At 59.4% G+C, this 22016-nt stretch carries 19 protein-coding genes and 1 riboswitch; of the genes, 9 read left to right on the forward strand and 10 right to left on the reverse strand.

The window, feature by feature from the left end; genetic code table 11:
• Window positions 1-27: 27 nt before the first annotated feature.
• Genes AC0L8N_RS12095 through gshB form a run of 7 tightly spaced genes read right to left on the reverse strand, consistent with a single transcriptional unit; the run spans window position 28 to window position 5941 of the window.
• Window positions 28-912, reverse strand: a complete 885-nt coding sequence (locus AC0L8N_RS12095) for a dihydroorotate dehydrogenase electron transfer subunit (protein ID WP_473667945.1) — start codon at window positions 910-912, stop codon at window positions 28-30.
• Window positions 909-1907, reverse strand: coding sequence for an aspartate carbamoyltransferase catalytic subunit (locus AC0L8N_RS12100; RefSeq protein ID WP_473667946.1), 999 nt, complete (start codon window positions 1905-1907; stop codon window positions 909-911). The genes AC0L8N_RS12095 and AC0L8N_RS12100 overlap by 4 nt, the downstream gene beginning before the upstream one ends.
• Window positions 1908-1950: 43 nt before the next feature.
• On the reverse strand, window positions 1951-2400 hold the full coding sequence (gene ruvX / locus AC0L8N_RS12105; protein WP_473667947.1) for a Holliday junction resolvase RuvX: 450 nt from the start codon (window positions 2398-2400) through the stop codon (window positions 1951-1953).
• Window positions 2384-2947, reverse strand: coding sequence for a YqgE/AlgH family protein (locus AC0L8N_RS12110; RefSeq protein WP_473667948.1), 564 nt, complete (start codon window positions 2945-2947; stop codon window positions 2384-2386). The genes ruvX and AC0L8N_RS12110 overlap by 17 nt, the downstream gene beginning before the upstream one ends.
• A gap of 42 nt (window positions 2948-2989) precedes the next feature.
• Window positions 2990-3907 (reverse strand): cell envelope integrity TolA family protein, encoded by a 918-nt coding sequence (locus AC0L8N_RS12115; RefSeq protein ID WP_473667949.1) that lies wholly within the window; start codon window positions 3905-3907, stop codon window positions 2990-2992.
• 44 nt (window positions 3908-3951) lie between these two features.
• Window positions 3952-5019 carry an FAD:protein FMN transferase gene (locus tag AC0L8N_RS12120; protein ID WP_473667950.1) on the reverse strand — a complete coding sequence of 356 codons (1068 nt, stop codon included), beginning with the start codon at window positions 5017-5019 and terminating at the stop codon, window positions 3952-3954.
• Complete coding sequence (gene gshB / locus AC0L8N_RS12125; RefSeq protein WP_473670141.1) at window positions 4994-5941, reverse strand: glutathione synthase; 948 nt, start codon at window positions 5939-5941, stop codon at window positions 4994-4996. Before gshB ends, AC0L8N_RS12120 begins: the two co-directional genes overlap by 26 nt.
• A gap of 427 nt (window positions 5942-6368) precedes the next feature.
• Between gshB and pilG the strand changes: the two genes are divergently transcribed.
• Genes pilG through AC0L8N_RS12155 form a run of 6 tightly spaced genes read left to right on the forward strand, consistent with a single transcriptional unit; the run spans window position 6369 to window position 15960 of the window.
• Window positions 6369-6761: a twitching motility response regulator PilG gene (gene pilG / locus AC0L8N_RS12130; protein ID WP_068612782.1), complete on the forward strand. Its 393-nt coding sequence runs from the start codon at window positions 6369-6371 to the stop codon at window positions 6759-6761.
• A gap of 29 nt (window positions 6762-6790) precedes the next feature.
• Window positions 6791-7156 (forward strand): response regulator transcription factor, encoded by a 366-nt coding sequence (locus AC0L8N_RS12135; RefSeq protein ID WP_473667951.1) that lies wholly within the window; start codon window positions 6791-6793, stop codon window positions 7154-7156.
• On the forward strand, window positions 7157-7720 hold the full coding sequence (locus AC0L8N_RS12140) for a chemotaxis protein CheW (protein ID WP_473667952.1): 564 nt from the start codon (window positions 7157-7159) through the stop codon (window positions 7718-7720).
• Window positions 7721-7741: 21 nt separating this feature from the next.
• Window positions 7742-9742: a methyl-accepting chemotaxis protein gene (locus tag AC0L8N_RS12145; protein ID WP_473667953.1), complete on the forward strand. Its 2001-nt coding sequence runs from the start codon at window positions 7742-7744 to the stop codon at window positions 9740-9742.
• Window positions 9743-9760: 18 nt separating this feature from the next.
• Entirely contained in the window at window positions 9761-15493 is a 5733-nt protein-coding gene (locus AC0L8N_RS12150; RefSeq protein ID WP_473667954.1) for a hybrid sensor histidine kinase/response regulator, read from the forward strand.
• Window positions 15490-15960 carry a chemotaxis protein CheW gene (locus tag AC0L8N_RS12155; RefSeq protein WP_473667955.1) on the forward strand — a complete coding sequence of 157 codons (471 nt, stop codon included), beginning with the start codon at window positions 15490-15492 and terminating at the stop codon, window positions 15958-15960. Before AC0L8N_RS12150 ends, AC0L8N_RS12155 begins: the two co-directional genes overlap by 4 nt.
• Before the next feature lie 12 nt (window positions 15961-15972).
• Here the strand turns inward: AC0L8N_RS12155 and AC0L8N_RS12160 are convergent, their stop codons facing one another.
• Window positions 15973-16707 carry a 16S rRNA (uracil(1498)-N(3))-methyltransferase gene (locus tag AC0L8N_RS12160; RefSeq protein WP_473667956.1) on the reverse strand — a complete coding sequence of 245 codons (735 nt, stop codon included), beginning with the start codon at window positions 16705-16707 and terminating at the stop codon, window positions 15973-15975.
• 108 nt (window positions 16708-16815) lie between these two features.
• On the opposite strand from AC0L8N_RS12160, the gene ampD reads away from it, so the two are divergent.
• The 3 genes from ampD to AC0L8N_RS12175 are packed head-to-tail and all read left to right on the forward strand — an operon-like array spanning window position 16816 to window position 19201.
• Window positions 16816-17403 carry a 1,6-anhydro-N-acetylmuramyl-L-alanine amidase AmpD gene (gene ampD, locus AC0L8N_RS12165; RefSeq protein WP_473667957.1) on the forward strand — a complete coding sequence of 196 codons (588 nt, stop codon included), beginning with the start codon at window positions 16816-16818 and terminating at the stop codon, window positions 17401-17403.
• Window positions 17400-18332, forward strand: a complete 933-nt coding sequence (gene ampE, locus AC0L8N_RS12170) for a regulatory signaling modulator protein AmpE (RefSeq protein ID WP_473667958.1) — start codon at window positions 17400-17402, stop codon at window positions 18330-18332. Before ampD ends, ampE begins: the two co-directional genes overlap by 4 nt.
• A gap of 5 nt (window positions 18333-18337) precedes the next feature.
• Window positions 18338-19201 carry a helical backbone metal receptor gene (locus tag AC0L8N_RS12175; protein ID WP_473667959.1) on the forward strand — a complete coding sequence of 288 codons (864 nt, stop codon included), beginning with the start codon at window positions 18338-18340 and terminating at the stop codon, window positions 19199-19201.
• A gap of 112 nt (window positions 19202-19313) precedes the next feature.
• On the opposite strand, the gene AC0L8N_RS12180 is transcribed toward AC0L8N_RS12175, so the two are convergent.
• Together AC0L8N_RS12180 and AC0L8N_RS12185 are read right to left on the reverse strand one after the other, a co-directional pair.
• Entirely contained in the window at window positions 19314-19862 is a 549-nt protein-coding gene (locus AC0L8N_RS12180; protein ID WP_473667960.1) for a cob(I)yrinic acid a,c-diamide adenosyltransferase, read from the reverse strand.
• Window positions 19863-19867: 5 nt separating this feature from the next.
• Complete coding sequence (locus AC0L8N_RS12185; protein WP_473667961.1) at window positions 19868-21625, reverse strand: TonB-dependent receptor domain-containing protein; 1758 nt, start codon at window positions 21623-21625, stop codon at window positions 19868-19870.
• Between the two features lie 111 nt (window positions 21626-21736).
• Window positions 21737-21983, reverse strand: a riboswitch (cobalamin riboswitch).
• Window positions 21984-22016 lie beyond the last annotated feature (33 nt).

Here is a 22016-nt window from a genome sequence, read left to right on the forward strand (position 1 = left end):
CGTAACGCTCGCTTGCGCGCGGGCTGCTCAGGCTGATTCGCTAAACACCTTTTGTGCGTCAAATACGGGGCCGTCCACGCAGACGCGTTTCATTGCCGGTCCGTCTTCCTCTTGCACAAGCACCGTGCAGCCGGCACAGCCGCCGACGGCGCAAGCCATGAACTCTTCCAGTGACACCTGGCAGGGCAGCTCGTAACGACGTGCGAGACTGGCTACAGCCTTCAGCATTGGCGTCGGTCCGCAGCTGAAAATTTCGACTTCGGCCAGTTCGGACGGGTGAAGTGTTGCTAGCCAGCGATCCGCCAGTTCGGTGACGTAGCCCTGAAAGCAGCCCTCGTAGCCTGCCAGACTGGCGAGCCGCGACGGGTAGCCGCAGCTCTCTACCAGCGGCATTACGCGGTCAATTTCGCTGTCCAGCCAATCGCACGGGATGCCCGCACGTTGGTCAGCAAACGGGAATGGAATTTCGGAGCCCATCAATACCAGCGGTTGCCATGCGTGAGCGTCGGTGTGCAGGTATTCGGCGAGGAAGACCATCGGCGGGATGCCAACACCGCCACCGATGAGCAAGGTACGAGGCCGTGCGGGAGTCGGTTGAAAGCCGCGGCCGATTGGGCCGATCAGGCTCACCGTATCGCCCTGGCTTCGGTTGCCCAGCATTCCGAGGCCGCCGCCGACCACCTTAAACAAAATTTCTATCCAGCCTTCATCACTGTTGACCCGCATGATCGACAGCGGTCGCCGCATCGGTATCGCGTCGTCGCAGCGGACGTGGACGAAACTGCCCGGCATCGCCCTGGTCGCGCACTCCGGTGCGCGCAGCCGCAGAACGAATTGCTCACCGGGAAACCGCTCGACGGAAACGACCGTTGCGTCCTCAACGTACAGCGTGTCGCGGTGTGCCTGACTCATGCCGTCCCCTTGCCGGTGACGGCGCAAAGTACGGCCATGCGCACGGCCACACCGTTCGTCACCTGGCGGGTAATGGCGGAGCGAGCACTGTCAGCCAGTACTGATTCAATTTCGATACCGCGGTTCATCGGGCCGGGGTGCATGACGATAGCGTCTGGAGCGGCCAGTTTCATGCGCTCGTTGCTGACCCCGTAGCTGGCGAAGTACTCGTCGATACCGGGTATGCCGTCCAGATTGCCGATGCGTTCACGTTGTATACGCAATGCCATAACGATATCGGCGTCGCGCAGCCCGTCATCCAGTGTGTGCAGAATGGTTGCTCCGGGAAACTCTTTCGGCTCGGGCGCAAGTGCAGGTGGTGAAACCAGTGCAAGCTCGCCGACGCCCATGATAGTCAGGCCTTCGGCAGCTGAGCGGGCGACGCGGGAATGCGCGATGTCGCCAACAATAGCAACTTTCAGATTGGCAAAATCCTGCTTGTGCTGGCGTATGGTCAATAAGTCGAGCAAGCCCTGCGTCGGGTGCGAAACCTCGCCTTCTCCGGCGTTCAGTATGTTGACGTGATCATCAACATGCCGGGCAATAAAGGCTGGCACTCCCGCGCCGGCATCGCGCACAACGAACACGTCAACCTGCATCGCCTGCAGTGTGTAAATTGTGTCGAGGATGCTCTCGCCTTTCTTCCGCGAGGAGGTGTTCACGTCGAGATTGAGTACATCGGCACCCAGGCGTTTGCCAGCCAGTTCAAACGATGCCCGGGTACGGGTGCTGGGCTCGAAAAAGAGATTGGCGACTGTCAGGCCGGCAAGCGCATTGGAACGGCTTGGCGGTTCGCCGGCGGGCGTCAGCCAGCCATCGGCCTCATCGAGTAACGCAGTCAATTGGTCGCGACTCAGCCCACGCAGGCTGAGCAAATGCCGCAATCGTCCGTCCGGGTGCAATTGCAGTGCGTGTTCGGCGACCTGTGCGCCGTCGGTAGTCTGGGTAGCGGTCATGGCGGCGGCATTCTACTCTGAAAACACTTGCCGGTGCTTGCCATCAGGCGCCGTTCCGTTGCAGCCAGCGCTCGGCGATGCAAGCCGCGGCGGCGGCATCGAGATCGCCTTTGCCGATTCGACCGCGCCGGCCATCCCGCCGGGCAGCGATCAGCTGCTGATTTGCAGCCTGCGAGGAGTAACGTTCATCGATGGTAGCGACGGGTCGCCCGTATTGGGCCAAATCACTGCAAAATGCCTGTATAGCGTCAAACAGCGCGGGCGGCGAACCGTCGGCGGTTTCCGGCATGCCGACGATGAGCCTTGCAGGCTGCCATTCGTCAATCAGCGCGCTGATGTGCGTCCAATCAGCGCCATTTTCGCCATTGCTGACGGTTGCCAGTGCGCTGGCTGACTGGGTAACCTGCTGCCCCACCGCCACGCCGATCCGGCGCAGGCCGAAATCGAACGCGAGGATGGTTTCGGGGCGACGGGATTCAGGCGTGTCCGGCATCGGGGGATAATCGGCTGACATCGATGCCGAGCAAACGGGTCGCAACGTGCCAGCGATCGGCGTAGGGGACGTCGAAGACGAGTTCCGGCGTTGCCGCCACGTTCAACCAGCTATTGGCCAGAATTTCGGCTTCGAGCTGGCCGGCTTCCCAGCCTGCGTAACCGAGTGCCACGACGTTCTTCTTCGGGCCGTCGCCTTTGGCGATGGCGTCCAGAATATCGCGTGACAGCGTGAGCTGAATGTCAGCGGAAACGGTAACGGAGCTGTCGAACGTGAAGCCGGGGCTGTGTAATACAAAACCTCGATCCTGAGCTACAGGGCCGCCGTGCAATACGGGTGTCTTGATCAGTTGCTGGTCATCGCTCGAAATGGAGACCTGTTCGAACAAGCCTCCGAGTTGCAGATTCAAGGGTCGGTTAATAATGATGCCGAGCGCGCCTTCTTCATTGTGTTCGCAAATGAGAGTGACGGTGGCATTGAAATTTGGATCAGCCATGCCAGGCATGGCGATCAGTAGCTGGTTGTTCAGCAGACTTGAAATCTCCATGCAGGCAGTATCCGCTCTGCCGCGACAGAGAACAACCGCTGACTAATTGGCGCTTACGGTCGTTGTGGCGTTGCCACCGCTAAAGCGCCATTTATAGAGGAAATTCAGTTGCGGGTAATCGAGCCGTACGGTTTCCGGGAATGGATCAAACGGTGCAGCGCGGCGAAGTATGTTCAGTGCCGCCTGATCAAGTGCGCGCGACCCTGAGGATTGCACAATGATAACTTCCGCTAGCTGGCCGGATGCGTCGATAGTGACTTCCAGTGTCGGGCTGCCGGTCAGGCCGTTCAGGCCGGCTTGCTCCGGTATGTATTTGCTACCCACCAGTTCGATTTTCCGTTTCCAGCGATCAACGTAGCCAGCGATGCTGGATTCGCGGGTATCCGCGCTGAGAATCACCCGTTCCCGGTTCTGGTCACGCACCAGAAAACTGGCTTCCTGTTCCTGTGGCAGCGGCAAGGTGGTTTCGACGCCAGCTTCCAGATAGGCGGCCCGTGCGTCGTCGGCCTGGGGATCGTCGCGAGGTTTATCCGAGACCTGGCGCTGCTGCCTGGAGTTGCTGGTCAGTAGTTGATCCGATGATTCCTGGTGCCGGGTTGTGTCCCGCAGGTTGCGGCCATCGAGATCGCCAATATTGTCCACTGGCACATTGCTCTTGGCAGGAGCGGCGGGGCGGCTGGACTCATCGGTGTTGCCGCCGCCTTCCTGGCTCGCCTGCGCAAGGTAGGCCGCATTGTCGTCGCGGTCGAAGCTACGATCGGGATCGGCAACGATGGTGACTTCGAGCGAAACTGACTCCGACGGCGGGTTCTCGAAGACGGCATTGAACGTGATGCCGATGATGAGTATGCCGTGCACGAGCGCGGCCAGAAACAGCATGGGCGGCAGGCGGTCGGGTTTGGGACCGAAATCGAGATTGATCTCGTTCAGTTCTCCAGGATCGGCGGTACTGTTGCTCACGGTTTCAGCCATGGTCAGGGTGTGTGCGGCGTATCAGGCGGCGGCTATTGTGACACATCGCGGCTGCTGCCTCGCCGGGCGTCATCGTCATTCAGCCAGTGTACGCGGGCCTGCAGCGCAGGGGTGAGACGCAGGTCACCGGACGCCGTAATCAGCAGGGCCTGGTCAACACCGAGCGCTGCGCACAGCGCGTCGAAGCCGTCTGGGCCCGCAACCAGCAGTGCCGTGGCGGCCGCGTCGGCCAGCACGGGATCGGTATGAGCAACAGTCACCGAGGCGCTGTCGGCAACCGGATAGCCGGTGCGCGGGTCCAGCACGTGGTTGTAGCGTATGCCATCGAACTCGAAATAGCGTTCGTAGTTACCCGAGGTCACGATGCTTTCGCCAGGCGTTGCCGCCAGCCAGCCGATGGCCGATTCTTTGCCTGGCGAACGAATACCGATACGCGCGGCGCGCTGTCCTGCGTTGCCTCGCACCAGCAGGTCACCGCCGATGTCCACGATTGCATTGTCGATACTGAGATCGCTGAGGATCCGCTCGGCGGTCGCGAGTATGGCGCCTTTCGCTATACCGCCCGGGTCCAGCACGGTGTGTCGATCGTCGCTGCGCACGGCTTGTCCAGACCACTGCAAATGCCGGCTGCTTGGTTCATGCTGCATTAGCTCGGCAATAGCGGCGGACGTTGGGGGTTGCCAGTCATCCTGCAACAGATCATCAAAACCCCACAGTTCGCTCAGGGCACCGAGTGCGGGATTGAACAGGCCGGCGGAACGCCGTTCGAGGTCGGCGGCGCGCTGCAGCAGCTCGGCAAGCGGTTTGCTGACGGGTGTCGTCTTACCCGTTGCGAGCGCCTCGTTAATCCGCTGTAACTCGCCATTGCCCCACGGGTACCAGTCGTTCTCGACAGACCGGAAGTACCCCTCCAGTGCCCGTGTCGCCGCTGCGGCTTGCGCTTCTGAGACGCCGTAATAACGGAGCGTAATCAGTGTGCCGAAAGCAGCGATGCGGTCACTGAATTCCTGCGGTGCCGGCTGGCAAGCGACGAGCTGCAGCGCGATCAGCACGCTGCATGCCAGCCAACGGCTGTTACGCGAGTTTGGCTTCGATAGCATCGAACATCAGGCCGGCAATATTCAGGTCGTACTGCCGGTCAAGTTCCCGAATACCCGTCGGGCTGGTGACATTAATTTCGGTCAGGTAATCACCAATGACATCGAGACCGGCAAACAATACGCCCTTGTCGCGCAGCACCGGGCCTACCCGCGAGCAAATAAAGCGGTCGCGCTCGGTCAGTTCGCGGCCTTCGCCGGTTGCACCCATGACCAGATTGCCGCGATTGTCATCGGCGGATGGAATTCGCGCCAATGCGTACGGCACCGGTTCCCCGTCGATCAGCAAGATGCGCTTGTCACCTTGCTTGATTTCCGGGATGTACACCTGTGCCATGGCGTAACGCTTCTCGTAGTCGGTCAAGGTCTCGAAAATGACGTTGGCGTTGTTGTCGCCTTTCTTGACCACGAAGATCGAGCGACCGCCCATGCCATCCAGCGGTTTTACGACGATTTGCTCGTGCTCTCGCAGAAATTGTTTGAGGTCCGACATCGATCGCGTAACCAGCGTGACCGGGGCGCAGTCTGCGAACCAGGCGGTGTACGCCTTCTCGTTCATGTCGCGCAAACTCTGTGGTCGGTTGACGATCAACGCGCCCGCCTCGGCAGCCCGTTCAAGGATGTAACTGCTGTAGATGTATTCCATGTCGAATGGCGGGTCTTTACGCATCAATATGACGTCCAGATCGCCCAGTGCTATTTCCGCCCGCTCGCCGAGCGTGAACCAGTCGCTGTTGTCGTCACGCACCCGCAGCCGGGCCGCCGTTCCCAGTGCCCGACCTTCGAGCAGGCGCAGGTCATCCTGCAACAGGTAGTGGATTTCAGCACCGCGGCGCTCCGCCTCAAGCAGCATTGCCAGCGTGCTGTCCTTTTTCGGGGTGATCGACTCGATCGGGTCCATGACGACCCCGAGCCGCATTGGCATATCGGGCATTGGCTGTTGGTCCTTGCTTTGTGGGTCCGTAATACGCTGCCGAGCAGCGTCGCCAACTATACAGGGTGCGAGCCTTGCCCTGTACCGCGGCAAGCGTCTACAGGCTTTGTTGGACAAGGTTTTTTGCGGCCAGAGTCCGTTCGATGGACGAGTCAGATCTGTTCACTGCGTGGCCTGTCGTAGCGACCCTTGGGGCAATGTGGTACAAGTCGCTTGGCAGGCAGTCATTATGGAAAGTCGGGCGCGACTTGCCGCGAAAACCAATGGGGGGCTTGGCTGGAGAGTTGGTCATTGGACCGCCGTTGCTGTGCGTCATTGTTTGATCGAACTGCGCGGTGCGTCCGGATTTCAGGCGGCTGTACCAGCACAATATTAGTGATGCGGTCGTGCCCGGACCGCAATTGGGCGAGGAATTCCGGTGTCAAATAGTGCAACTCAAGGTCTGAACGGGCTGAAAATCCTGGTTATAGACGACAGCAAGACCATACGCCGCACAGCAGAAACCCTGCTGTCCAAGGAAGGTTGCCAGGTATTCACGGCCGTGGACGGTTTCGACGCTTTGTCGAAAATCGCTGATCATCAGCCGGATCTAATTTTCGTGGACATCATGATGCCGAGGCTCGACGGTTATCAGACTTGCTCGCTGATCAAACACAACAAAGTATTCAAAGATACGCCGGTCATCATGTTGTCCAGTAAGGACGGACTGTTCGACAGAGCGCGCGGCCGTATCGTGGGTTCGGAACAATACCTGACCAAGCCATTTACGCGTGACGAATTGCTGGGCGCAATTTCGACGCAGATGGCTTGACGGACCAGGAACAACTCAAGGAAGTATTGATGGCAACGGTTCTTATTGTTGATGACTCACCGACCGAGCTGCATCTATTTCAGAAGATGCTCGAAAAGCACGGCTTCGTGACGATGATTGCTGACAGTGGGGAAGACGGTATCCGCCAGGCGAAAGCCGGGGCACCCGACTGTATCCTTATGGATGTGGTCATGCCGGGTATCAACGGCTTTCAGGCCACTCGCAAACTGACCCAGGACCCGGCGACGGCGAAAATCCCCGTCATCATGGTTACGACCAAAGATCAGGAAACCGACAAAATCTGGGGCATGCGCCAGGGTGCCGTTGAGTATTTGGTCAAGCCGGTTCTGGAAAAGGACCTGGTCGCGAAAATCAACGAAGTCATGGCCGGCTGAATGAGCTCAGCCACTGATTTAACGGCGCTCATTGAGCAACCTTTTGATCTGCTGCAGGAGCTTGAACGTCGCAGTCGCGTCGCAATTGCGGGCCGCGGTACCGGCGATTTGCCGGAGGAGTGGGTTGGTATCGGTTTTCGAATTGGCGATGAACGATTCGTCGCCAGCCGAGATGAAGTGCGGGAAGTGCTGATGCTGCCCGACAGTATCACCCGGGTGCCGGGCTCGAAACGCTGGGTGCTGGGCATTGCCAATCTGCGTGGCCATTTGTTGCCGCTGGTTGATCTGAAACTGTTTCTGGGCAGCGGCCGTACGCCTTTGCGCCGGGTCAGCAGGGTTATTTCCGTCAATCACCGTGACGTGCCTGCAGGACTGGTGGTGGATGAAGTGGTGGGTTTCCGCCGCTTCCTGGACAGCGAGTACTCTGAGGAGTGGCCGGAAACGGTGGTTCGCTGCGACCGATTTATCCGTGGCGCCTACCGGCGTGGCCAGGATGTCTGGCCGGTATTCGGGCTTTACGAATTGCTGGAGAGCAGTTCATTTCTGCAAGCCGCTGCCGATTAACGCGGCGGCAACTTTCATTGATTGAGTAACAACAGAATCATGGCTGACAATTCGCAAAAATCATCGACGTTCCGGTCGCTCGCTTTGGTAGTGGTTCTGTTACTGCTATCGGCGGCCGGCCTCAGCTGGAAGCAGGGCCAGAAGGCGGGCGCCAGCGATCCCGGTGTCGCGCAACTGGCAGCGCTGTCCCAGGCAATACCGTTGTACGCGGTTCGCGTGCAGAACGGCGATCCGGCGGCTGTTGATGCGCTGCAGAACGCAGTCCGCGAACTCGAGACAGCGCGCGCAGGCGTGACCGCGCCGGGTCCCCGGGCTAGCTGGGACTCGCTCTCCGGCCAGGCCGCGTCTATCGTGGCCCGGAGCGACGCGTTGCAGTCTATATCGGCCGCGGCTGCAACCATTCGTGAGCGTACGCCGGATTTGCAGGCCGCAGCCGAAGACGTGCTGGGCGTGTCCGGAGCGACAGCCGAGATTCAGGATTTTCAGCGCCGCGCCGCCTCAATGGCGGACCGCGTAGCGCAATTGACCCGCTCGCCGAATGCGGCACAAGCGGCAGATGCGATCACAGCCGATGTTGCCGCGTTACGGCAACTGGCAGATGCCCTGGCAGGCGCTGAGACGCCACTTGACGTTAGTGCTTTGTCGGCTGCCGATCGCGACAATGTGCTCGCGCCGCTGAACGCTGTGCTGACCGATATCGAGACCAGTGCTGCACGCGCAACGGCGAATGCTTCGGCTGTAGCGGGTCTTAACAACGACGTGCGGTCATTGGTCACTACCGCCGAGACGCTTGGCGCGGCGGTGGCAGCGACGGGCGGCTCGAATCAAAAAGGTATGTTCGACCACCCTTGGCTGATTCCCGGATTGTTGCTCGCGGCATTGTTGCTGGTCATTGTGCTTGCCGTGTTACACGGTCGCAGCGCCGTGTTCGAACGTGCGGCGAAAGTGCAGGCCGAGCAGAACGAGCGCAATCAGCAGGCCATTCTGCGTCTGCTTGATGAGCTAGGCAGTCTCGCCGACGGTGATCTGTCAGTCGAGGCGACAGTAACCGAAGATATTACCGGTGCAATTGCCGACTCGATCAATTACGCGATTGAGAAGCTGCGCGAACTGGTTGCGACCATCAATGAGACGGCAATCATGGTGGATTCAGCGGCGAAGCAAACGGAGAACACCGCCGTGCACATGGCGCGTGCAACCGAAAATCAGAACCGCGAAATTGCCGCCGCTACCGAATCGGTCGTTTCGATGGCGTCGTCCATTGAGGAAGTGTCCGGTAATGCCGAGCGTTCATCGGACGTGGCCCGGCATTCCGTGGACGTTGCGCACAAGGGTGGCGAAGCGGTGCGCCGAACTATCGACGGCATGAACACGATTCGTGAAACCATTCAGGATACGTCGAAGCGGATCAAGCGCCTTGGTGAAAGTTCCCAGGAGATCGGCAACATTATCGAGCTGATCAACGACATCGCCGAGCAAACCAACATTCTGGCACTCAACGCGTCTATCCAGGCATCGATGGCCGGTGAGGCGGGTCGAGGTTTTGCGGTCGTTGCCGATGAAGTGCAACGACTCGCCGAACGGTCAACCAACGCAACCAAACAGATCGAGGTTCTGGTGCGGACCATTCAGGCTGATACCAACGAAGCTGTCGTCTCGATGGAACGCAGTACGACGGACGTCGTCGGCGGCGCCTTGCTGGCCGAAAATGCCGGCGCAGCGCTGGATGAAATCGAACAGGTGTCAAACCAGATCGCCAGCCTGGTGCAGAATATTTCAGGCTCGGCCCGGCAACAGGCCAGCAGCGCAGCAGACGTAACCCGCCGTACCACCCGGCTCAAGGAAATCAGTACTCAGACCGGAAAGGCCACGACGGCGACAGCCGCGGCTATTTCCAAGTTGTCCGAGCTTGCGTCGCAGCTGCGCAAGACCGTGGCGGGTTTCACTCTGCCGGGCGCCGCTCTTGAATCGAGCAGGCTGGCCGGTAACGAAACAAGCTCCGGAGACCGGGCGGCAGACTAGGCCGCAGAGACGGGAACAATGAGCGGGCAAACCGAAATCGAAAAACAAGTCAGCAGCGGCGCTACGACGACGGCTCGCTCGCTTGCGCTCGTTAGTCACGAGTTGATGGAAACGATCCGTGGAGCGCACCTCGCACTCGAGGAGTGCGTTGACGGTCGCGGCGGGAATTCGGCGCTGGTACGTGCCAGCACGTTGCTGCACCAGGTTCGCGGCGCTTTGCGGATGACCGAATCCTACGGTGCGGCATTGCTCACCGAAGAGATGGAAGGTGTTTGTACCCACCTCGTTAAACTCGCCGGCGGCCCTGGGCGCGACGAGGGTATGGATGCACTTACCCGTGCCATGGTGCAGTTGCCGGCGTATATCGAGCGATTGCTCGGTGGCGGCCGCGATATCGCGCTCGTGCTGTTGCCCTTGCTGAACGATCTGCGCGCCGTGCGCGGTCAGCCGCTGCTGTCCGAAGGTACGTTGCTACTGCTGAATTTGTCGCCATCGTCCGGCAGCAAAGAGCAGGCAAAGCGCGAAGTCAGCGGCGAAGACCCGGCAACACTGGCGGCTCGTTTGCGGCCGCGCTTTCAGCTGGCGTTGCTGGGCCTGATCAAAGGTGGCGATGCCAAAAAGCACCTGAAGACGCTCTCCGATGTGGCCGCGAAACTCGAATCGGCCGCAACCCGGGACGACATGCACCAGCTGTGGTGGATCCTTGGTGGAGTGCTGGAGTCACTGGGTAACGGCGGACTCGACGTATCCGTCGCGGTGAAACGTCTGCTCGGCCAGGCCGATCGGCAGATGAAGCGGCTGATCGATGAAGGTCCGCAGATTTTCCAGGATCAGGCAGTTACGGATCTGCAGAACAATTTGCTTTACTACGTGGCGCGTTCCGGCAACGCCGGGCCACGAATCAGCGAGATTCGCGCTGCATTCAATTTGGCGGAATTGTTGCCCGGCGACGAGCAGGTGGCGCACGCACGCGAAAGTTTGTCAGCGCCGAGCGTCAAGCTAATGCAGACGGTTGGCGCGGCGATCAAAGAAGATCTTGGGCGCGTAAAAGACGTGCTCGATATCTATGTTCGCACCGGCATGCAGAAATCCTCCGAGCTTGTGCCACAGCTTGATCTGTTGAAGAAGATCAGCGACACGCTTGGTGTGCTCGGACTGGGTGAACTACGCGGCAACATAGAATCTGAAGTCGACAGGCTCAAGTCGGTCGTGCGCGAAAGCGGCAATGCCAGCGAAGCTACCGTTTTGGAAATTGCATCAACGCTATTGCGCGTTGAAGACCGACTGGATCAACAACTGATTCGCCTTATAGCTCCGCAGGGACAGCACCCGGACGAAAGGGACAGTGACGGGTCTGACGGTAATCGCAGTGAAGACAGCGACTACAAGCAGGTTGCGGAAGCTGTAATGCGCGAGAGCATTATCAACCTTGCTCGAATTAAAGAAACGTTCAGTCAGAGCATGGCGGGCGATGGCGATTCACACGGCGTAGACAGCGTGCCGGCATTGTTGCGCGGCATCAAAGCTGGTTTGCTGATGCTGAACAAGACGCGTGCGATGAGCGTGTTCGAACGCATCGCCGACCTGATCAGCCTGGCATTGTCCGGCGACGGTCCGCAACGTCTTGGGCAAAAAGAAACGGATCGCCTTGCTGACGCGATCGTCAGCATTGAGTACTACATGGAAACGGTGAAGGCCGGCCGCAAGGATCCTTGGTACATGCTCGACAATGCCGAGACTTGTCTGGCGGTGCTGGACGGCATGGAACAGCGCTTGCGGTCGAACAGTCCCGTGACCTCAGAATCGGGTGTAGCCCCTGCGGGACGAGCAACGCCGGATGCGGCGCGTCACATGTCCACGTCGGTAATCGAAGAAGCGCCTGTCGTGGCCGGCGATGCCGAGCATCTCGATCCGGAATTGCTCGAACTGTTCATCGAAGAGGCTAAAGAAGAGGTTGCGACGATCAAGCGCAATCTGCCGCACTGGGTCGAGCACCCGGAAGACATGGAAACGCTGATTACTGTCAGGCGATCGTTCCATACGCTCAAGGGCAGTGGTCGCATGGTAGGGGCGGAACGCATCGGCGAGTATTGCTGGAGCATCGAGAATCTGCTGAACCGTTTGATCAACAGAACACTGGCACGTACTCCGCCCATGACGAACTTTATTGCGTCAGCCGCGGATATCGTGCCCGAACTTGTTGAGCAACTCGAAGTGGGGATTGAGCCTGCGTCCGATATTGCGCTGATGATGGCGCGTGCGAATGCGTTTGCGGACGGTGATCCGAATGCGGCCGTCCTGACTATCGCGCCGACCGAAGCGAAACCAGCGAAAGAAGCGGATGCACTGGAAATGGACCCGGTCCTGCTGGATATTTTTTCCAAGGAAACGGCAGGGCACCTGCAAGCCATCCGCGAGTTCATCGCTTCGTGCGACGGACACCGGCCACCGTTCCAGGTCACCGACAAATTACACCGTTCCTGCCATACCCTGCACGGCAGTGCGAACATGGCGAACGTGGATCGCGGAGTGGCCGTTGCGGGCGCACTCAATCGATTCGTACGCCGGATTTACGATTATCAGGTAGGCATCGACAATACGGGCCTTGCGGTGCTGGAACAGGCGGCCGTCGCTATCGAGACGATCGTTGCCGATATCAATCAGACCGGCCGTGAACGCAAGGACTACGCTGACCTGATCGAGCAACTGGTTGCACTGACCGTGCAGGTCGAGCCAGCGGAAGAAGCTGAAGCCGGCGCGGACGAGGCTACGGCAGATGAATCGCCCGCCTCTGAGACCAGCGATGCGGTCGTGCCGAGCCTCGTACCGGACGAACCAGCGGAGCCGCCGGCAGCGGAGTCGGACGACAGCGACTACGACGCGGAAATTGCAGCCATTTTCTCTGAAGAAGCGGCGGAATTACTGGAGGCCGCGGATCGTGCGCTGGCTTCCTGGAGCAAGGATCGCAGCGCCCGCCAGCAGGTGGAAGAGCTCAAGCGGCATTTGCACACGTTGAAAGGCGGCGCGCGTATGGCCGGTATCAGCGCCATGGGCAATCTGAGTCACGAGCTCGAAACCCTGTTGATCGGCATTGACGATGGCCGGGTGCAACCGACAGAAGATATCGACGGCTTGTTGCAGCAAAGCATCGATGAACTGCATCGCATGCGGGACAATGTTATTGCCGGGCTTACGGTGAAATCGGCCCGAACGCTCGAAGGACGTATTCGGGCTGTGACTCTGGGTGGCGACAGCGCCATCATCGACCTTTCTGACGACGGCCTGGATACAGGCAGCACGGCGCCTTCCGAGTTCTCGACGGAGCCAGGCGAGAACATCAGCATGACGATAGTCGGCGACCCCGACGCGTCAGCAGAATTGCCTGCACTAACGGATGACGGCATTACCGGGCTCGACGACTTTGCCGAGGTCGGTTCGTCGTCCGATGAAGAATTCCCGCCGTTCGACCAGTTGGCGGGCGGTCCACTGGAGTCGGTCGACATTACGATCGAGCCCGAATGGGCGGACATGGAGGCTGCGGAACCCGAAGACCAGGTGGCCCAGCCGTTCGACGCCAGCGGCGCGACCGACGGTACGGCGTCCAATCAGACGCAACCGGAAGAGCCGCCAGCACCTGTCGAGCCGGAAGAACCAGTTGAGTCAATCGAACCGGAAGAACCAGTTGAGTCTTCAGAACAGCCAATAGTCGACGAGCCTTCGGCACCGACTACCGAACACGACGCGCCACCAGCAACGGAAGCAGGCGACGAAGCGGCGTTGTTGGATGACGTTGAAACTGCGGCTGATCGTGAAGCAGCGGACGCGGCCGACGAACCGGGCACGGTCACCGACGAGCTGAGTGCGCGTCGAATGATGCGTGTCGAGCCGATCGACGAGACCAGTAGCCGCCGGGCCGGTGGTCGCGGTGAGCAGCGTCAGGAAACGGCGCGTATCGACGCTGAATTGCTGGAGGATCTGCTTAACGCCGCCGGTGAAATCAGTATCTACCATTCGCGTCTGAGTCAGCAGATCAACACCATTGAGTTCCACGTCGAGGAGCTCGAGCAAACCGTCACACGACTGCGCGAACAGCTGCGCAACCTGGAAATCGAAACCGAAGCCCAGATCATGCATCGTCATCAGGACACGCTGGTGGCGAAAGATTTCGATCCGCTGGAAATGGATCGTTATTCCAATATCCAGCAGCTGTCCCGAGCTCTCGCCGAATCCGCGAGTGACATGGCCAGCCTCAAAGACCTGTTGCAAAACCAGACATCAGAAGCGGAGACGTTGCTCGTTCAGCAATCGCGGGTAACCGCTGAATTGCAGGACGGTTTGATGCGCACCCGCATGGTGCCGTTCGAACGCCACGTACCACGATTAACACGTCTCGTTCGCCAGGCGGCAACCGAAGTGGGCAAGCGTGCGGAACTGGCCGTGGAGGGAGCATCCGGCGAACTGGATCGTCAGGTGCTGGAAAAAATGCTGCCGCCGTTCGAACACATGATGCGCAATGCGGTTATTCACGGTATTGAGTCACCGGAACAACGTCAGGCGGCAGGTAAGCCTGCCAACGGCCGGATCACCATCCGTCTGCACCGCGAAGGTGCGGAAATGGTGATTGATGTCTCTGACGACGGCGCGGGCCTGAACGTCGATGCGATACGACGCAAGGCGTTCGAGCGCGAGTTGTTGCGTGCCGACAGCAAAGTGTCTGACGCAGAGATCATGCAACTTATTCTGACGCCGGGGTTCAGTACTGCCAGCGCGGTGACTCAGTCTGCCGGTCGCGGCGTCGGTATGGACGTGGTGGCCAACGAGGTCAAACAGCTCGGCGGCTCGCTACAAATTTCCTCGGTGATCGGACAGGGCACAAACTTTACGATACGCCTGCCGTTTACGCTGGCCATTACCCAGGCGTTGGTGGTGCGCACAGGGGATGAGGTTTACGCGTTACCTCTGCCGACGGTAGAAGGTGTTGCCCGGATCGGCCGTTCGCAACTGCAAGCGATGCTGAACCAGCCAGAGCCGGTGTACGAGTACGGCGAACAAAGCTACCACTTCCGCCATCTGGGCATGTTCCTCGGCGGTCAGGCCGCGTCGCTTCCCGAGGATGACAGCTTTGTGCCGGTCATCCTGGTGCGTTCCGGCGATCAGGCTGTCGCGTTATTGACAGACCAGATGCTGGCGAGCCAGGAAATTGTCGTCAAGTCGCTCGGTCCGCAGCTATCCAGTGTGCGTGGCATTTCCGGTGCGACCATTCTTGGCGATGGTCGTATTGTTCTGATCCTTGATATCAATGCGCTGGTCCGCACGGGCATGCCAATTGTCGAGGTCAAGAGTGCGTCACCGTTACCGGCAGACGAACGGCCATTGGCGCTGGTTGTTGATGACTCAATTACCGTGCGCCGGGTCATGGAGCGGTTCCTGACCCGCAACGGATTGCGGGTGATCACCGCAAAAGACGGCATGGATGCGATCAGTGTATTGCGTGACGCGACGCCGAACATCATTCTGCTCGACATAGAAATGCCGCGTATGGATGGCTACGAATTTGCGACCCACGTGCGCAACGATGAACGGGTATCCGATGTGCCGATAATCATGATTACGTCCCGCTCGGGCGACAAGCATCGCGCCCGCGCGATAGAAATTGGCGTCAATGATTATCTGAGCAAGCCCTATCAGGATGCTCAGTTGCTGGATGCCATAGCGCGGCTGCTCGACGAACGCGGGATGAGTTTCCGATGAGTGCGGCAACCGAAGAGCTGTACAGCTTGCTCGTGCCGTTGACTGAGGACCGTCTGATTGTGCCGCGTGCTTGTGTCGCTGAAGTCGTGCGCTATTCAGAACCGGATCACTTGCCTGGCAGCGAATCGTGGTTACTCGGTACCGTCAACTGGAGTGGCCGCGCGTTGCCGGTAGTGTCTTTTGAAGGTGCGATTGGCAGGGAATTACCAGCGGTTACCGGGCGCACGCGAATAGTGGTTTTCTATGCCAGCACGGGTCGATTGCGTGCCGGCTACTTCGGTATTCTGACGCAGGGTTTTCCGCAGCTGGTGCGGGTCAATCGCGAAGTCCTGAAGCTCGATAAGTCGGACGACTGGACCAGCGACGCGCCGGTGTTATGCCGCGTCAAAATGATTAACGAGTACCCGTTGATCCCGCACCTGGAACAGCTGGAACTCATGATTTGTCAGGATCAGCCTGACGCCTGAGCACCTGCCTGTTCAGGCAAGGTCGCCCCAGCGAGATTGCACGAGCGCAATCGCCGCGATAGCGGCGGTTTCAGTACGCATGATGCGCGGCCCCATCGACACGGCGAGGTATCCCGCATCGAGTGCACGTTCCTGTTCGATTGCGCTTAAGCCGCCTTCAGGACCAATCAGCAGTTCGACAGCCGTCGGCTGCATTGTCAGTGCATGCAGGCTTTGTTTAGCGTCCGGTAACAGGACCAGTCGCGTTACCGTCGCGTCGTTTTCCGCAACTAAAGTGTCGATGCGGCATGGCGGGTCTATTTGTGGTGGCCGGTTGCGGCCGCATTGTTCACAGGCGCTGCGGGTAACGGCTTCCCAGTGACGAGTGCGTTTGTCGGCGCGCTCCGCGTCAAGACGTACAACCGAAAACTCTGTCAGCAACGGCGAGATACGTTGCACACCGAGTTCGGTGGCCTTTTGCACGACTGTGTCCATGCGGTCCCCGCGCGACACCCCCTGAATCAGCCGTACAGGCAAAGGTGACTCCCGGTCATCGTTTGCGAACCGCAGGACCGTGACGTGCACCTGGGTCTTGCTGATGGCCTCGATGCGCGCAGGGTATTCGCCACCATTGCCATTGAACAGGGTCACTTCGTCGCCGGGTCGTGCTCGCAACACCCGGCCGACATAACGCGCCTGATCGCCAGTGATGTTCAGTTGTGCATCGATGGCTAGCGGTAATTCCACGAAAAGGCGCGGCGAGGACATGCAGGTAACTCCGGCTACTGGCGGCGTTATTAGGCCGCCAGCCGTATTCGATGTCAAAGACCCGAGTACTGGTTATGATGACGGCTTGTTCGCTCCAATAGATTCGCGATGACTATCCGTTACACCGTCAATCCTGTTGAAGGAATCATTCAGCCTGCTGCGCTGTGCCTTTCCCCCAATCAGGATGCGCGTCCAGCCGGCGTCGAGCCGGAGCTGTTGGTCCTGCACGGCATCAGTCTGCCGCCCGGCCAGTATGGCGGACCGTACATCGAACAACTGTTCATGAACTGCCTGAATCCGCGCGAGCACGACTACTTTGCAGAGGTGCATGAATTGCATGTATCTGCACACCTGCTGTTGCGGCGGGACGGTACGCTCATGCAGTTCGTGCCCTTCACGCGTCGGGCCTGGCATGCGGGATTGTCGTCATTCCGGGGCCGCGAACGCTGCAATGATTATTCCATTGGTATCGAGCTGGAGGGTTGTGATGACGAGCCGTACAGCGACCAGCAGTACGCGCATTTGGCGCCGATAATCAGCGCCTTGCGTGAGGTTTACCCGGCACTGGATGCGCGCTCGATTGCAGGTCATTGCGACATTGCACCGGGCAGAAAAGAAGACCCGGGCCCTGCTTTCGACTGGCTGCGATTGTATGATGCGCTTAGCCAGAATCGCGTAACGCCCGGAATGTCATGAAACTGATTGCACTGCTTATCGGCCTGATGGTCGAACGACTCGCGACCCAGCTCTTTCACCTCCGTGAATTGCGCTGGCTCGATCGGGTTATTGACAGTGGGTATGCCCAGGTTGAACGGTTTGGCACCTGGCCCGCGATCATTCCGGTAATGCTCCTGGCCGTGCTGCTGATGTTGCCCGTCGTCCTCTGCACGTATTTGCTCGGTGACACTTTATTCGGCTTTCCGTATTTGTTGCTCGCGGTTGTCGTCTTGTTTTTTTCCTTAGGCCCGAAAGATATTGGCGAAGAGGTCGACGACTACTGTTCAGCTATTGAGTCTGGCGATGCTGAACAAGTGCGAACTACCGCCAAAGCCCTGTTGGAGAAAGACGTCCCCGAGGACAGTTGGGTGCGTGTGGAAAAAGTCGAGGAAGCCGTATTTGTACAGGCCAATAATCGCTTGTTTGCTGTCATCTTCTGGTTCGTGTTGCTGGGTCCGGCAGGTGCCTGGGGCTACCGTGTAACCGATTTGATTCGTCGCCGCGCGGTCTTCAATGCCAATCGCGCCGCGATGCCGGATGCCGAAGACGATCAGGACAACGATGCGCCGCAGGCGGTTGCCGCTGCCGCAACTACCCTACACAGTTGGCTCGCGTTTATTCCGGCGCGACTGACCGCATTGGGTTACGCCCTTGCCGGCAGCTTCGACGGCGCGCTGAACGCGTGGCGGCAAGCACCGGAGCAAGTGCCAGCCAGCAATGGTGAGCAGAATGAAATGTTACTGGCGCGTGTCGGTAGGGCGGCGCTGGCGTTGCCTGACAGTGACGACGAGACTGAAGAAGAGCGGGGCATTCGCGGCGCCGCGGCCGCTAACAGTCTGGTTTTCCGCCTGTTGTTCCTGTGGGCGGTTGCCATCGCCGGCATGACCCTTTACGGCGCAATGGTCTGAGGCGCGTGCGCCGGATCATCGCGCTCTGCGTACTCTGGCTCGTCGTCGGATGCAGCAAGCCCGCAATCCCACCTGCTCTCGATAGCGGCACGGCGCGACGCATCGTCACGCTTGCCCCTCATCTTGCCGAACTGGTTTACGCCGTGGGTGCGGGCGAGCAGCTCGTTGGTGTCAGCGCGTACAGCGATTACCCGGCGGCCGTGCAGTCATTACCGGTCGTTGGCGATGCGCTGATGATCGACCTGGAACAGTTGGCGCTGTTGAACCCGGACCTGCTGCTGGCCTGGGAAAGCGGCACACCCACACACGTTATCGACGAGTTTCGCACGCGCGGTTACCGGGTAGCATTGATACGCACGCGCAAGCTGCAAGACGTTGCCAGCGCGTTACGTCGTATCGGAGAACTAACGGGACACGTCGGGGAAGCGGAACGGGTTGCTGACAGCTTTCAGAGTGACTTGCGAACACTCGCGGCGGGCCACGTGGCTGCCAGTGCGATTCGGGTGTTTTACCAGGTGTCGAGTCGACCGTTGTACACCGTCAATGGCAGTCACTATGCAAGCGAACTTATCGAGTTGTGCGGCGGGCGTAATATTTTCCAGGACCTCGGCGAACTCGCACCGATGATCGCCGAAGAAGCTGTACTGGAACGCGATCCGGAAGTGCTGTTGGCTGCCGATGTTGATGGCAACGATGCCTTCTCCGTATGGGCGCGCTGGCCCTCGATGAGTGCCAATCGCTACGGCAATCATTTTCTGCTGCCGGCCGACGAAATCGGTCGCCCGACCACGCGTCTGGTCGCTGCGGGACGTGCGGTTTGCCAGCGATTGCAACAGGGCCGTGAGCAGCGCGCAGCGTCGCAGCCATAGCCGTTCGAAGCTTACTGCAGTTTGTCGGGCAATTAGACGGTGTGTACCGACGGGCAGGGGGTAACCCGCTTCTGACTGGCTGCAAAAGCATATTGCAATTGCTGGCGGCGATTCAGCGGCTGCGATCCCAGATCACTTCCTGACCGGACTCTTCGCGCGCCAGTCGGCGTGCGATGACAAACAGCAAGTCGGAGAGGCGGTTCAGGTAATGCAGAACTTCTGCGCGAACCGTTTCTTCACGTTGCAAGCTGCGTACGCGCCGCTCGGCACGACGCACTACTGTGCGTGCAAGGTGACACGCTGCCGCTGCAGGACCACCGCCGGGGAGTATGAAATCCTTAAGGCGCGGCAGGTCTGCATTGAAAGTGTCCAGCTGAGTCTCAAGTCGTTCGATGAACGAGGTCTCAATGGCGCTGTGACCTGGGATGCAGAGTTCGCCGCCGAGGTCGAAGAGGTCGTGCTGCACTTCCAGCAGGCACGACCTTATCGATTCCGGGACGCTGGCGTGGGCGAGTACCACACCGATTGTACAATTCGCTTCGTCGACAGTGCCGTAAGCTTCAACCCGCAAACTGTCTTTCTCGACCCGGCTGCCGTCGCCCAAACCGGTGCTGCCATCGTCTCCCGTGCGCGTGTAAATCTTGCTGAGACGATGACCCATGGTAGCTACTTCCAGCGATACTTCAGTTCAACGAAAGCGCCACGTTCGCTCATGCGATAAGGCGCGGCGGTCTGGTATTGCTTGTCGAGCAGGTTCTCAATTTTGAGATTCGCCTGCCAGTTCTGACTGATTGTAAACTGTCCGGTGGCGTTCAGCAGCATATAGCCGGGCAGCGTCGACGAAATGTCTTCGCGATCACCGCTGGCCAGCAACGACAAACCGAGGGCGTGCTCGCCGATGCGACGGCGCAGGTTGATGGTCATATTGCGTTCGGGTCGTCGCAATAGCCGACTGCCATCGACCGCGTTCTCGGCGGTTTGCGAGATGAGGTCGACGCGCGCATCAAACTGTTCGCCCGTGTAAGCCCAACCAAGTTGGGCGCCGCGCAATTCCGCTTTGTTGATGTTCTGCAAAGTGAACGACGTGAAGTCAAATTCAATCAGGTCTTCGATATCGTTCTGGTACAGATCGAGGTGCAACGAGTGTCGTTCGCTGACGGCGAGTCGCGCGCTGAGCTGCACTTCGTCTGCGACTTCCGGGCGCAGATCAGCGTTGCCGCCGAAACCGAAACGGTCCGTGGCATCCGGCGCACGAAATGCATGGCCCAGGCCGGCCGTCAGCGTCAGCCTGTCGTTCACATCGAGCGCGTACTCAGCATTCCAGGTGAACTCGTCGCCAAAGGTGTCGTGGTCGGTAAAGCGTCCCGCAAGGAAAACGCGGTGCCGACCAACGTCGATGCTGTCGTGGATGAATATGGCACGGGTGTCCGTGTCCATGTCGAAACCGCTGCCGAAGGACAGGCTTTCGGCCGATTCATTCGTCGCATACAAACCGGCTGCCAGGTTGTGGTTGGCGACGACCGTCGAGACCTGCCAGTCGACACCCAGCCGTTTTGAGACAACGAAATCAGGAGACTGATTTTGCGCAATGTCGTCCACCATGTAGCTGACCAGCAGTTTGCTGCTGATGTTTGCTCCCAGAGGGTTTGAGAGTTCCAGCGAGCTGGTTTCGTTGCGGTAGTCCTGATCCAGTGGGGTCAGGAAGAAGTCCAGGTATTCGCTGCTGCCCGTAGCCCGCCAGTGGCGTGCCGTAAGCGTCGCACTGCCGAAGCGATGACTGCCGTAAAAGCTGGCGCTGAGGTTGTCGTAGCCGCGTTCGATCGGACTGTCCGTGCGGATCGCGTAGCCATCGGTGTCCTGCCAGTCGATAGTCGCGCCAAACTCGCCGTTTTGGCCGCTGGCAGCGAAACTGGTGTACGCATTGCGTGTGCCGAAACTGCCACCGCCGGCACCGGCTTCGGCATAGCCGCTGCCTGCGCGTCGGGTGATAACGTTGATAACGCCGCCGATTGCATCGGTACCGTACAACGACGAACGTCCGCCTTTGACTATTTCGACGCGCTGAATAACTTCGGGTGAAATATTCTGAAACGCGCCGCCGCCGATGGTGCCGGGGTTCGCGCGCACGCCGTCGATCAGCAGCAGAGTGTGGTTGCTTTCAGTGCCGCGCAGAAACACCGACGTGGGTTGCCCCGGGCCGCCATTGCGGCCAATGTCGAGGCCGGCTTCAAAACGCAGCAACTCGGCGAGGTCGCTTGCTGCGGATAATTCGATTTGCTGACGATTGATTACGGCAACGGGAACAATCAAGTCCTCGATAGCGCGCTCGCTTCGCGTGCCGGTAACGACGATGTCGTCGTTGTTGGCAACCGAGATTGTTGGCAACAGTAAAGCTGCCAGAAAAGTACCCTGGAGAACGTTCATAACTAACCCCTGCATGCCGCCCGCATGCGTTTTCTGTAACAAGAAAAGCGAAGGAACTGCGGGGAACAGGGACGTATGCCGATGGCACGCCCGAACAGTCGCCCGCCGCGCCGTTCGCGTGTACATCGGGCCGGTCTCCGGGCTTACGAGCGGCAAGTGCCGGTCCGCAGCGCCTTCCCGCGAAACCGGCGCAAGTAGCGCTGTTTCACAGTGGCTCCGTCATAAATGACGGGGGCTGCGGATTAACTCGATCACCGTTGCGGGGGCAGCGCCGGCCTGGGAATGAAACATTCCGCACCGGCTTCCCGTTCACCCGGAACAATGCCATTCCGGGTTCACCTGATGAGCGCGGCACCTTAGGTGCTGCTGCTTACCTGTGTCAAGCCTGCGA

The sequence above is a fragment of the Woeseia sp. D3-10 genome (genome assembly GCF_055809415.1).